The sequence below is a fragment of the Vibrio rhodolitus genome, from assembly GCF_003350325.1.
Classification (GTDB): Bacteria; Pseudomonadota; Gammaproteobacteria; order Enterobacterales; family Vibrionaceae; genus Vibrio; species Vibrio rhodolitus.
Genome location: NZ_QLYZ01000011.1, coordinates 46,665 through 58,950 on the forward strand (window position 1 = coordinate 46,665; position 12,286 = coordinate 58,950).

Here is a 12,286-nt window from a genome sequence, read left to right on the forward strand (position 1 = left end):
CGCAATAATATGAGGGATAGACCAATGACATTAACTCGACGCCAACAAATTGAAGCTCTAGAGAAAGACTGGGCAACCAATCCACGCTGGAAAAATGTAAAACGCCCATACACGGCTGAAGAAGTTGTAGAGCTACGCGGCTCAATGGTACCAGCGAATACCATCGCTCAACGTGGTGCCGACAAACTATGGTCACTGGTTAACGGCAGCGCGAAAAAAGGTTACGTAAACTGTCTTGGTGCACTGACAGGTGGTCAAGCAGTTCAGCAAGCGAAAGCGGGTATCGAAGCTATCTACCTATCAGGCTGGCAGGTTGCAGCAGACAACAATACCGCATCAACCATGTACCCAGACCAATCGCTATACCCAGTAGACTCAGTTCCGTCTGTGGTTAAGCGCATCAACAACTCTTTCCGTCGTGCGGACCAAATTCAATGGGCAAATGGCAAGTCACCAGAAGAAGGCGGTATCGACTACTTCCTACCTATCGTTGCCGATGCAGAAGCAGGCTTTGGTGGCGTCCTAAACGCTTACGAGCTAATGAAGTCGATGATTGATGCTGGTGCGGCAGGTGTACACTTTGAAGACCAACTAGCATCAGTGAAAAAGTGTGGTCACATGGGTGGTAAGGTACTGGTTCCAACTCAAGAAGCGGTTCAAAAACTGGTTGCAGCTCGTCTAGCTGCTGACGTATCAGGCACGACAACGCTAGTTATTGCTCGTACTGATGCCAACGCTGCTGACCTACTGACGTCAGACTGCGACGCTTACGATAAAGACTTTATTGAAGGCGAGCGTACCCAAGAAGGTTTCTACCGTGTACGTGCAGGTATCGACCAAGCGATTTCTCGTGGTCTAGCTTACGCACCATACGCAGATCTAATCTGGTGTGAAACGGCGACGCCATGTCTGGAAGAAGCGCGTAAGTTTGCAGAAGCGATCCACGCTGAGTACCCAGACCAACTACTGGCGTACAACTGCTCACCTTCTTTCAACTGGGAGAAGAACCTAGACGCAGAAACGATCGCGAAATTCCAGCAAGAGCTGGCGAATATGGGCTACAAGTACCAGTTCATCACGCTAGCGGGTATCCACAACATGTGGTTCAACATGTTTGAATTGGCACATGCTTACGCGCAAGGCGAAGGTATGCGTCACTACGTTGAGAAAGTTCAACGTCCAGAATTCGAGGCAGCTGAGAAAGGTTATACTTTCGTTGCTCACCAACAAGAGGTGGGTACCGGTTACTTCGATAAGATGACGAACACCATCCAAGGTGGTAATTCATCTGTAACGGCTCTAACTGGTTCTACTGAAGAAGACCAGTTCTAGTCAAAGTAGTTGTAGTTAAGTGATTGCTCGAGTCGGACGTACGCAGTCACTTAACCCTACAACTCTGGTAATTCTGTTCCTAATTACACCCCTAGGATACAAACTTTTTAGGCATAAATTTTGATGTTCTTTGAGCGGCTCGGGCCGCTCTTTTTTTGCCTAATCTTCCATCTCTTCTGGTTCCACTTCTTCTTGCAGTTCCAACAAATTAATCGCAATCGCGACAAAGTCACTGTTGGTCATAATACCGACCAAGCGTCCTTTATCGACAATAGGTAAACAGCCAACCTTGTGTTTTTGCATATAGATTGCGGTCTCTTTTAACCCCGCTTTAGGGCTGACGATCATCACGTTAGTACGCATCACCTCATACAAGGGAGTACTTAAGGTAAATGATGCTTCTTCCGTTTCTTTTTGTAAGCTGGAGTCTTGAGCTGCGAGGACATCTCGTTGGGTAATGATGCCTAGCAAGTGACGATTACTATCGACAATCGGGATGTGCCGAATGCCTAACGCTTCCATGGTATGTTTGGCGTCGGAAAGGAGATGAGAGCGTAACAAGGTGTGCGGGTTACGAGTCATCATGTCTTCGACTTTAATCATGGTAACCTCCTTAGTTTTTTGCGCAGATTGTTACCGCGTGAATGCAGGTAAAGAGTTTGTTGTCTCTACTGTTTACTATAGGAGTAAATCGGCGATGGTTTTGGGAGCTGAGCCGATTTTCTTGGTAAAATATCCAGATAAAAAGTAAGTAAATATCTTTCGGCGCAAGAGGGGGCATGATGGTTAATATTGGCGGGCGTGATGATCAAATCGCCCACCAATAAGGTGGGCGATTAAGCGGTGATGATTAAAGTTTAAAGAAGCTCAGCAACTGCTTTTGCTCATTGGCAAGCCCAGAGAGTTTTTCACTGGCTTGTTCACTTTCCTCGACACTTGCGACGTTGTTATTGACGATGTCAAAGGTGTGCGTGATGTTGTGTGATACTTCTTGCGTCACACTCGATTGCTCTTCTGATGCCGTGGCGACTTGGGTGTTCATATCAGAGATTTGCTCAACTGAACCCGCGATTTGGGCAAAGGATTCAGCCAGCTCAAGACTGATGGTACGTGAACTATCAACCAATTCCATATTGGTCGCCATACCGTTGTTGGCATGCTCTGCCTGAGTTTGCAGGCGAGAGATGATCTCTTGGATATTCACCGTTGATTGCTGAGTTTGCGCAGCTAAAGAGCGCACTTCATCAGCGACGACAGCAAAGCCTCGACCTTGTTCACCAGCGCGAGCGGCTTCAATCGCGGCATTGAGTGCCAGCAGGTTGGTTTGAGCCGAAATATCGCTGATCACTTCCACGACACTGCCAATCTCAATTGAATACTCGCGTAGTTGATTGACGATATCAGTGCTTTCGGCAATAGAGATTTCTATCTGCTTGGAGACTTCATCTGACGAGTGCAGCGCCGCTTGTCCTTTGCTGACATTTTGTGATGCGCCACTAGCTGCCTGCTCAGCGGTTGAGGCATTAGCGCTCACTTCTTCGGCGGTACTCGATAGTTCAGTGATTGCGGTTGCCATCTGTTCAATATGGCTGAGTTCGTTTTGCGCGTTATCATGCGTCTGCTTCATTGCAGCGACCAATTGCACCGAAGCGGCAGCGACATTTTCTGAAATATTATGTGAGCGCTCGATAATGCGGCGCAGCTCGTCACGCATGGCAATGATGTTGGCGTAAATACCGGTTTCTTTGCCCGTTGAAGCTGGAGTAAGTGAAAGATCACCATCAGCAACATGCTGAACAATCGCTTGAATGTCTTTTGGCTCTCCACCAACAGTATTGCGGATACTGGTGAAAATTTTGTAGGCGACGGTAACGGCGATAATGGTTGCCAGTACTGATAGCCAGAAAATAATGTATTGCGCACTTTCTAGCTTGTCGACCATGTAAGGGCCCACTTTGTCTTGCTCTTGTTTGATCGCCAGTTTAATGCGCTCAATGGTCGCGGCTGATTCAGCACCAATCACGTTGAGTTGATTATTGATGATACCGTTGCGCTGATTGATGGTGGTGATGATGTTATCGAATGTTGTGGTGTATTGCTTAAACGCCGCTTGAGATTGTTTTAGCAAATCACGCTGTTTCGCGCTGTTCAAATAAGGCTCAAGCAACTGCTTGCGCTGCAAAATAACGTTAAATTCTTTCTGGGCATTCTCAGCATCTACGGCTTGGTTATTGATAAGAAACTTCACTGCATGTAAGCGAGCCAATAAGACACTTTCTTGCAGCTCGCCAGCATACATTGCGATATCGGCATAGCCTGCATCGTGGGCATCTTTCATTAGCGCAGAAAGCGCGGTGCGCATTTTAAGTCCGTTAGGGTCGAGCTGATTAAAAACCAAATCATTGCGCTGAGCGATAAGGGTTACCACTTGCTCAAACTGCTGCTGGTAAAGAGCCACCTGCTGCTTGATGGCATTAAGCTCATCTTTTTGTGACTGCTCGATATCCAGTTGGAGTGTGGTATCCAAAAGTTCGTTAGTAGAGGTGATGCGCGTGTTGAACTGTTCTAAATTTTGTTCGGTCGGTGTCTTGATATATTTCACCACTGCTAAGCGGGACTCAAGCAAGTTTGCTTGAACTCGACCGATATTGACGCTGGCAACAGCCAAACTACGATAATTATTAAACCCCTGATTTGTATCACTAAAACGAACTAGTGATAATGCGCTAACAATAAGCAACAATCCTATAATGCTGCCAAATCCATATGTAAGCTGCTGTTTGAGTGTCATATTCCACCTACTGCTATAGTTATTTGCTGTATTTCTTAAACTTCACTGTATATTTTTGCTCCATATTACGCCGTTTTAATTACAAAACTTAGATTTCATTCACTCTCTGTTAAATCTTTGCTGCTTGTTCAAGAATCATTACAATATCTATCCTTGCTATTGCGCTTTGTCGACATATACTAGTCGGCTGCGAAAAGCTTCGTGACACCTTTTGTTAACTCGATTTAAGACCCAAGACATGCAAGTATCTGATTTCCATTTCGACCTTCCTGATGAATTGATCGCACGTTACCCCCAGCCGGAACGTACTGCGAGTCGCTTACTCCAACTTGACGGTAATAGCGGTGCGCTGGTGGATGGTACATTTACCGATGTCTTGAACCATATCGAGGCGGGCGATCTTGTGGTATTCAACAATACCCGTGTGATCCCAGCGCGTATGTTTGGTCGCAAAGAGTCGGGCGGTAAGCTAGAAGTGTTAGTTGAGCGCATGCTAGATGAGAAGAGTATTCTTGCCCATGTTCGCTGCTCAAAATCGCCAAAGCCAGGGTCAACCATTTTGCTGGGTGAAAACGATGAGTTTTCAGCACAGATGGTGGCACGTCACGATGCGCTATTCGAATTGAAATTTAATGCTGAGCAAACCGTTCTAGAGATTCTAGAGCAGATTGGTCACATGCCACTGCCGCCATATATCGATCGTCCTGATGAAGATGCAGATAAAGAGCGCTACCAGACGGTTTACAACCAAAAACCGGGTGCGGTTGCCGCTCCAACGGCGGGCCTGCACTTTGATGAAGTGTTGCTAGAAAAAATTAAAGCCAAGGGTGCTGAACTGGCGTACGTGACGCTGCATGTGGGTGCGGGTACTTTCCAACCAGTGAAAGTAGACAATATCCATGATCACCACATGCACGCTGAATACGTTGAAGTAACACAAGACGTAGTTGATGCGATTAACGCGACCAAAGCACGCGGTGGTCGAGTGATTGCAGTGGGCACAACGTCAGTGCGTTCTCTAGAAAGTGCAGCGCAAGACGCAGTGAAAAAAGGCACTGAGCTCGTGCCATTTTTCGGTGATACCGAAATTTTCATTTTCCCTGGTTACGAGTACCAGTTGGTGGATTGCTTGATCACTAACTTCCACCTACCAGAATCAACGCTCATCATGCTAGTGAGTGCGTTTGCTGGCTATGAGAACACTATGAATGCGTATAAGCATGCGGTAGAGAATAATTACCGCTTCTTCTCATACGGTGATTCTATGTTTATTAAGAAAAAGACAGTTTAGCGCTGTCTTATGCTTGAATAGCAGTTTTAAGAGTTTACGAGTGCTAGCAGTAGGCTAGGGGTGAAAAGGCAACTTTTCATATCTCGCAAGGAATATGCGACCGCTCCTTTATGGGCTTAAACGCCCGAGATCAAAGTCAGACTGTTTCTCTGACATTGGAGGCTTCGTGAAGTTAAAATTTGATTTAAAAAAGACCAACGGCAATGCACGTCGTGGTCAGCTAACGTTTGAACGCGGCACAGTTCAAACTCCAGCTTTCATGCCTGTCGGTACTTACGGTACGGTTAAAGGTATGACGCCGGAAGAAGTGAAAGAGACTGGTGCAGAAATCCTGCTAGGTAACACTTTCCACCTATGGCTACGTCCTGGTCAAGAAGTAATGAAAATGCACGGTGACCTGCATGATTTCATGAACTGGCAAGGTCCTATCCTGACTGACTCAGGCGGCTTCCAAGTATTCAGCCTTGGTGATATCCGTAAAATCACTGAAGAGGGTGTGCATTTCCGTAACCCAGTAAACGGTGACAAGATTTTCATGGACGCAGAAAAGTCGATGGAAATCCAAAAAGACCTAGGTTCTGACATCGTGATGATCTTTGACGAGTGTACGCCATACCCAGCGACGCACGATGAAGCGAAGAAATCGATGGAAATGTCACTACGTTGGGCACAGCGCTCACGTGATCATTTCGACAAGTTAGAAAACCCGAACAACCTATTTGGTATCGTTCAAGGTGGTGTATACGAAGACTTGCGTGATGTATCAGTTAAAGGTCTGACTGAAATCGGCTTTGACGGTTACGCAGTCGGTGGCCTAGCAGTAGGCGAACCGAAAGAAGATATGCACCGCGTGCTTGAGCACACTTGTCCACAACTGCCAACTGACAAACCTCGTTACCTAATGGGTGTTGGCAAACCGGAAGATTTAGTAGAAGGTGTACGTCGCGGTATCGACATGTTCGACTGTGTAATGCCAACGCGTAACGCACGTAACGGTCACCTATTTGTGACTGGTGGTGTGATCAAGATCCGTAATGCGACACATAAAACCGATACAACACCATTAGATCCGCACTGTGACTGTTACACTTGTAAGAACTACTCTAAGTCGTACTTACATCACTTAGATCGTTGTAACGAAATCCTAGGTGCGCGTCTGAATACTATCCATAACTTGCGTTACTACCAACGCTTGATGGAAAGCATTCGCAGTGCGATTGATGAAGATCGCTTCGATCAGTTCGTTGAAGAGTTCTATGCACGTCGTAACCGCGAAGTGCCGCCACTAGGCAAACAGTAATCAAATTTAAGCCTTAGGTTTTGCCTAAGGCTTTTATTAATGGCTGGTCTGTAAAGTCACAACCAGCCTAACAAATGAGCAAAAGCTCGATATTTTTGAGAGTGCGATCTCTAATAGCGATCAGCACGCTTGAATATAACTAGCCAAAGCCCAATTTGTTGGATAATCAAAAATATAATAGAGGATATTTTCATGTTTATTTCTCAGGCTCACGCAGCAGCAGAAGCACCAGCAGGTGGCGGTTTCGAAATGATTATCATGCTAGCGATGTTCGCGGTGATCTTCTACTTCATGATCTACCGTCCACAAGCTAAGCGCGTTAAGGAACACAAAAACCTAATGGCTTCGATGGGCAAAGGTGATGAAGTACTAACTAACGGTGGTCTAGTGGGTAAAATCACTAAAATCGCTGAAGACAACGATTACATCACTATCGAGCTAAACGCGAACAACGAAGTAGTTATCAAGAAAGACTTCGTATCAGCAGTGCTACCAAAGGGTACACTGAAATCTCTATAAGACAGCTAAAGGATCCTCGCTGTGCTAAACCGTTATCCGTTATGGAAGTACTTGATGGTGATGTTTACCATCGCTATCGCTGCATTGTATGCACTTCCAAATCTCTACGGTGAAGATCCGGCAATTCAAGTTACAGGGGCGCGCGGCGCCTCTGTAGATATGGCTACGCTGGATTCTGTCACTCAAGCTCTTGATAAACAGAGCCTCTCATTTAAATCCATTGCTCTAGAGAATGGATCGATTCTTGTTCGTTTCAACGACACCGATACTCAAATCAGTGCTCGTGATGTGATCAGTGAAGCCCTCGATAAAGATACCATTGTGGCGCTTAACCTTGCACCGGCAACACCAACTTGGCTTGAAGCAATTGGTGCTTCTCCAATGAAGCTAGGTCTTGACCTACGTGGTGGTGTTCACTTCTTGATGGAAGTGGATATGGACGCGGCAATGGAAAAACTGGTTGGTCAGCAAGAGGAAGCTTTCCGTAGTGAACTACGTGAAGATAAGATCCGCTATCGTGCAATTCGCCCATCAGGTAAAGACGCTGTAGAAGTGCTGCTTCGTAATGAAGAGCAACTGGCACAAGCGAAAGCCCTGCTGGAGAAGAACCATCCAGATATGGTGTTCACGGATTCAGATACAAATGGTCGTTTCTCTTTGATCGCTTCGTTCACTGAGCAACGTCTAACCGAAATCCGTAACTACGCCGTTGAACAGAACATTACCATTCTTCGTAACCGTGTAAACGAACTTGGTGTTGCTGAACCATTGGTTCAACGCCAAGGTGCTAGCCGTATTGTGGTTGAGCTACCGGGTGTGCAAGACACTGCGCGTGCGAAAGAGATCCTTGGTGCAACTGCAACGCTAGAGTTCCGTGAAGTGGACTCAAAAGCAGATCTTGCAGCGGCAGCTAATGGTCGTGCACCAGCAGGTTCTGAAATCAAGTTCGATACTGACGGTCGTCCCGTTGTTCTGAAAAAACGTGTCATCTTAAGCGGTGCAAGCATTACTGATGCAAGCTCAAGCGTGGATGAGTACGGTCGCCCACAAGTTAACATCACGCTAGATAGCGAGGGTGGTAACAAGATGTCGGCGTTCTCAAAGAAAAATATCGGTCAGCTAATGGCAACGGTATTTGCTGAATACAAAGACAGCGGTCGTAAGACAGCTGACGGCAAAGTTATCCTGTCTAAGCATGAAGAAGTAATTAACCAAGCGACGATTCAATCGGCACTTGGTCGTAACTTCCGTATCACTGGTATTGATTCAGCAGCTGAAGCGCACAACCTAGCGCTACTGCTTCGTGCTGGTGCTCTAATTGCGCCAATCTCGATTGTTGAAGAACGTACGATTGGTCCATCTATGGGTCAACAAAACATCGATATGGGTATCCAAGCGTGTATTTGGGGTATGTTGGCAGTAATGCTGTTTACCGTACTTTACTACCGCAAGTTTGGTCTGATTGCTAACCTAGCTCTAATGTCTAACTTGGTGCTGATTATCGGTATTATGTCGATGATTCCGGGGGCGACAATGACGCTACCAGGTATTGCCGGTATTGTATTGACGGTCGGTATGGCGGTCGATGCCAACGTACTGATTTTTGAGCGTATTCGCGAAGAATTGCGTGAAGGTCGTTCACCGCAACAAGCGATTCACCAAGGTTATGCCAACGCGTTTAGTACCATCGCCGATGCCAACATCACCACGCTTATTACCGCAATCATTCTGTTTGCTGTAGGTACGGGTGCAGTTAAAGGCTTCGCGGTAACGCTATCGATTGGTATTTTGACTTCGATGTTCACTGCAATTGTAGGTACCCGTTGTGTGGTTAACCTGCTGTACGGTGGCAAGCGCATCGATAAACTGTCGATCTAAGGCTAGGAATTAATATGTTTCAGATTCTAAAAGCAGAAAGCACGATCGACTTTTTACGTTGGTCAAAGTTCGCCTTTATTTTCTCATTGCTCATGATCGGTGCTTCTATCTTTACTCTTTCAACCAAATGGTTGAACTGGGGTCTAGATTTTACGGGCGGTACTTTGATTGAAGTTGGTTTCGAACAGCCAGCTCAGTTAGATGAAATCCGAACATCACTGGAAGCGAAAGGCTTTGGTGATGCGATTGTGCAAAACTTTGGTAGCGCGCGTGATGTAATGGTGCGCCTAAGTCCACGTGAAGATGTTTCAGGTGAGACGCTAGGTAACCAGATCATTTCGGCAATCAAAGAAGGGACAGGCAAAGAAGTTGAGATGCGCCGCATCGAGTTCGTTGGTCCTAACGTGGGTGACGAGTTGACAGAAGCGGGTGGTCTAGCGATTTTGGTGTCGCTGATCTGTATCTTGATCTACGTATCGGTACGATTTGAATGGCGTCTTGCAGCAGGTGCGGTACTCGCACTGGCGCACGATATCATCATTACGTTGGGTGTATTCTCAATTATGCAGATTGAGGTTGACCTGACTATCGTAGCAGCCTTGCTGACGGTAGTGGGCTACTCGCTCAACGATACCATCGTAGTATTTGACCGGATCCGTGAGAACTTCCGCCGTATGCGTAAAGGCGGTCCTGCAGAAGTGATTAACAGTGCGATTACTCAAACCTTGAGTCGTACCTTGATTACCTCGGGCACCACGCTATTTGTAGTTATTGCACTGTTTGTCCAAGGCGGTGCGATGATTCACGGCTTTGCGACGGCGCTGTTACTGGGTATCACCGTTGGTACATACTCTTCTATCTACGTGGCTTCGGCACTAGCATGGAAACTGGGTATTACTAAAGAGCACTTAATGCCACCTCAAGTTGAAAAAGAGGGTGCAGAGTTCGACGAGATGCCTTAACGCATAAAAAGAGTTAAAAGCCGCTGTCATCAGCGGCTTTTTTTGTTTGCTTTGCGAGCCTCGCTCAATGTTGAGCATGTGCTTTATAAAGCAAACAAGTATGATAGTTGCACCATAACCATAATTAGGAAGCAAAAGATGCCACATTTTCGTTTTAGAGCAGTTGAACCACAAACGGTACAAACGCTATCTAAACCTCTGATTGATGAACTACAAGAGATCATGGGCTCTCCTCGTGAAGACTTCACTTTTGAGTATGTCTACACTACCTTTTACCATGAGGGTGAAGTAAGCCCTGCATACCCATTTGTTGAAGTGCTTTGGTTTGACCGTGGTCAAGAGAAGCAAGATGCTGTTGCTAAGATTGTTACCAATCAAGTGCGTGGCATTATGGGACAAGATGTAAATGTTGCGGTTATTTTTACTGCCCTTAACCCAAGCGCTTACTACGACAACGCTGAACATTACTAAGAGGTGAGAAGATGAAATCGACCTGCGTAGCTCTGTTGCTTTGGCTAGTGTCGTTTTTCTCTTTTGCATCACCTTGGGAGTCCTTTGCAAAGCCAAATCGACTCAGTCCAGAAGCCATTGGTAGCTATGCCAATGGCTGTTTATTAGGGGCGAAAGCCCTGCCTCTCAACGGTAATGGCTATCAGGTACTACGTAGCCAAAACAAACGTTACTACGGTCATCCCAACACGATTGCTTTTATTGAGCGTCTTTCTATTCAAGCTCGTAAAGAGTTACGAACCCACCTGCTGATTGGTGATTTGTCTTTGCCACAAGGCGGTCGTTTTTCTTCTGGTCACTCAAGCCATCAAACCGGGCTAGATGCGGATATCTGGCTGCGTCTGGCTGATACCAAACTCTCTGCGGCTGCATTATCGCTTCCTAAACCGAAAAGCTTGGTGGATATGTCGGCATACAAACTCAGTACTAAGAACTGGGATAACCGTCATTTTCGTCTGATAAAGATGGCGGCAAAAGATGAAGAGGTCGCGCGCATTTTTGTCCACCCAGTGATTAAAGAGCAGCTTTGTTCCCTTGAGGGGGGCGACCGAACATGGTTGCGTAAGGTTAGACCTTGGTGGGGACACAACTATCACATGCATGTGCGATTACGTTGCCCGAAAGGGGATAGTAGCTGTGTTGATCAGAGCCCACCGCCCAAAGGTGACGGTTGTGGCGCAGAAGTGGCGAGTTGGAAACCAAAGCAGCCAGTAAAAACCTACCGTGGTAGTAGTGAAACAAAGAAAAGTGACAAAAAAACCACGGCTAAAGCGTCGACATCACGACCTAAAGCAAAAAAAATCCTGCCAATGCAATGCGCCCAGCTTATTGATCCTGTTAAATAAAACGCCCAGTCACTTATCTTGTAATACTCCGATGTCGTGAGTTTGACAGTTTTTCGCTGGAGAATCGCCTTATCCTCTCCTAGATTTAAAAGGTCTAAAGATTGATATGTATCTAGATGCGTTAGCTGATTGTTCCGACAGCGGCATCACACTATAAATTTATAATGATAAGTTGGTTATAACGACGTGTAGAGAGAAATAGGATGCTCGGCTTACTTCCTATGAGATGAAAAGCAAGGACACTCCCATGACTATGGTATGTGCAAAAGATTTTGCCGAGTGGCTAAAGCTGAGATTTGGCAGTGCTACAGAATCAGTATCGATTAATCGTGAGGAGGTTAATCATTTAACTGGCCGGCAAAGATTGGACCCTGGATTTGTTCACGATGTGCATTATGAGTTAATGCCACACGGTTTAGCCTTTGTAACCGATACTTCACGCGAGACTTTTTACTTGATCCCCATCGGTAAAGCAGTCAACTGGCGCGAGCATTTGGAGTATCAGTTTGAGAAAGAGCTCTATTGCAACATCTTTCCAATCATCAAATCTGGTTGAGGTCATCACAACAAAAAAGGCTCATCGAATGATGAGCCTTTTGTTTTTTACGCTAAACCTTGAATGATAACGAACTTCTCAAGCAGTTCTTCGTCCGTTTCCACATGGTCTGGGTCAGTGATAATACACTTGGTAATTGGGCATACCGATTGGCACGTTGGCTTCTCGTAGTGACCTTTACACTCAGTACACAGATTAGGATCGATTTCGAAAATGCTATCACCCATTGAGATCGCGCCATTTGGGCACTCAGGGTCACACATATCGCAGTTGATACACTTATCTGTAATTAGTAATGCCAT

At 46.1% G+C, this 12,286-nt stretch carries 12 protein-coding genes; 9 read left to right on the forward strand and 3 right to left on the reverse strand.

Translation table 11 applies throughout. The features are described 5' to 3' along the window. The first annotated feature begins 24 nt into the window (after nucleotides 1-24). The gene (gene aceA, locus DPF93_RS11810; protein WP_075650418.1) at nucleotides 25-1,332 is read left to right on the forward strand and encodes an isocitrate lyase; all 1,308 of its coding nucleotides are present in this window, start codon (nucleotides 25-27) and stop codon (nucleotides 1,330-1,332) included. Nucleotides 1,333-1,491: 159 nt separating this feature from the next. On the opposite strand, the gene DPF93_RS11815 is transcribed toward aceA, so the two are convergent. Together DPF93_RS11815 and DPF93_RS11820 are read right to left on the reverse strand one after the other, a co-directional pair. Next, entirely contained in the window at nucleotides 1,492-1,935 is a 444-nt protein-coding gene (locus DPF93_RS11815; RefSeq protein WP_114766370.1) for a CBS domain-containing protein, read from the reverse strand. 247 nt (nucleotides 1,936-2,182) lie between these two features. Then, complete coding sequence (locus DPF93_RS11820) at nucleotides 2,183-4,123, reverse strand: HAMP domain-containing methyl-accepting chemotaxis protein (RefSeq protein WP_114766371.1); 1,941 nt, start codon at nucleotides 4,121-4,123, stop codon at nucleotides 2,183-2,185. Nucleotides 4,124-4,361: 238 nt separating this feature from the next. Here DPF93_RS11820 and queA point away from each other — a divergent pair, with 238 nt between their 5' ends. The 8 genes from queA (at nucleotide 4,362) to DPF93_RS11860 (ending at nucleotide 11,984) form a co-directional block, all read left to right on the forward strand. Then, nucleotides 4,362-5,414, forward strand: a complete 1,053-nt coding sequence (gene queA / locus DPF93_RS11825; protein WP_114766372.1) for a tRNA preQ1(34) S-adenosylmethionine ribosyltransferase-isomerase QueA — start codon at nucleotides 4,362-4,364, stop codon at nucleotides 5,412-5,414. Between the two features lie 166 nt (nucleotides 5,415-5,580). After that, a complete protein-coding gene (gene tgt, locus DPF93_RS11830; protein WP_114766373.1) occupies nucleotides 5,581-6,714 on the forward strand; it encodes a tRNA guanosine(34) transglycosylase Tgt in 1,134 nt (377 codons plus the stop codon). Nucleotides 6,715-6,906: 192 nt separating this feature from the next. Continuing rightward, the gene (gene yajC / locus DPF93_RS11835) at nucleotides 6,907-7,233 is read left to right on the forward strand and encodes a preprotein translocase subunit YajC (RefSeq protein WP_114766374.1); all 327 of its coding nucleotides are present in this window, start codon (nucleotides 6,907-6,909) and stop codon (nucleotides 7,231-7,233) included. Between the two features lie 21 nt (nucleotides 7,234-7,254). After that, the gene (secD, locus tag DPF93_RS11840) at nucleotides 7,255-9,111 is read left to right on the forward strand and encodes a protein translocase subunit SecD (protein ID WP_114766375.1); all 1,857 of its coding nucleotides are present in this window, start codon (nucleotides 7,255-7,257) and stop codon (nucleotides 9,109-9,111) included. A 14-nt stretch (nucleotides 9,112-9,125) separates the two neighbouring features. Beyond that, entirely contained in the window at nucleotides 9,126-10,073 is a 948-nt protein-coding gene (secF, locus tag DPF93_RS11845) for a protein translocase subunit SecF (protein ID WP_114766376.1), read from the forward strand. 138 nt (nucleotides 10,074-10,211) lie between these two features. After that, complete coding sequence (locus DPF93_RS11850; protein ID WP_114766377.1) at nucleotides 10,212-10,544, forward strand: DUF1904 domain-containing protein; 333 nt, start codon at nucleotides 10,212-10,214, stop codon at nucleotides 10,542-10,544. Between the two features lie 11 nt (nucleotides 10,545-10,555). Beyond that, a complete protein-coding gene (mepA, locus tag DPF93_RS11855; protein ID WP_114766378.1) occupies nucleotides 10,556-11,428 on the forward strand; it encodes a penicillin-insensitive murein endopeptidase in 873 nt (290 codons plus the stop codon). 247 nt (nucleotides 11,429-11,675) lie between these two features. Beyond that, nucleotides 11,676-11,984 carry a hypothetical protein gene (locus tag DPF93_RS11860; RefSeq protein WP_114766379.1) on the forward strand — a complete coding sequence of 103 codons (309 nt, stop codon included), beginning with the start codon at nucleotides 11,676-11,678 and terminating at the stop codon, nucleotides 11,982-11,984. A gap of 47 nt (nucleotides 11,985-12,031) precedes the next feature. Here the strand turns inward: DPF93_RS11860 and DPF93_RS11865 are convergent, their stop codons facing one another. Further along, nucleotides 12,032-12,286, reverse strand: coding sequence for a YfhL family 4Fe-4S dicluster ferredoxin (locus tag DPF93_RS11865; RefSeq protein WP_075650395.1), 255 nt, complete (start codon nucleotides 12,284-12,286; stop codon nucleotides 12,032-12,034).

Coding starts and splice junctions, on each gene's coding strand:
- secF (WP_114766376.1), top strand. CDS start 9,126: ATGTTTCAGATTCTAAAAGCAGAAAGCACGATCGACTTTTTACGTTGG.
- DPF93_RS11860 (WP_114766379.1), top strand. CDS start 11,676: ATGACTATGGTATGTGCAAAAGATTTTGCCGAGTGGCTAAAGCTGAGA.
- mepA (WP_114766378.1), top strand. CDS start 10,556: ATGAAATCGACCTGCGTAGCTCTGTTGCTTTGGCTAGTGTCGTTTTTC.
- aceA (WP_075650418.1), top strand. CDS start 25: ATGACATTAACTCGACGCCAACAAATTGAAGCTCTAGAGAAAGACTGG.
- DPF93_RS11850 (WP_114766377.1), top strand. CDS start 10,212: ATGCCACATTTTCGTTTTAGAGCAGTTGAACCACAAACGGTACAAACG.
- yajC (WP_114766374.1), top strand. CDS start 6,907: ATGTTTATTTCTCAGGCTCACGCAGCAGCAGAAGCACCAGCAGGTGGC.
- queA (WP_114766372.1), top strand. CDS start 4,362: ATGCAAGTATCTGATTTCCATTTCGACCTTCCTGATGAATTGATCGCA.
- DPF93_RS11815 (WP_114766370.1), bottom strand. CDS start 1,935: ATGATTAAAGTCGAAGACATGATGACTCGTAACCCGCACACCTTGTTA.
- DPF93_RS11820 (WP_114766371.1), bottom strand. CDS start 4,123: ATGACACTCAAACAGCAGCTTACATATGGATTTGGCAGCATTATAGGA.
- DPF93_RS11865 (WP_075650395.1), bottom strand. CDS start 12,286: ATGGCATTACTAATTACAGATAAGTGTATCAACTGCGATATGTGTGAC.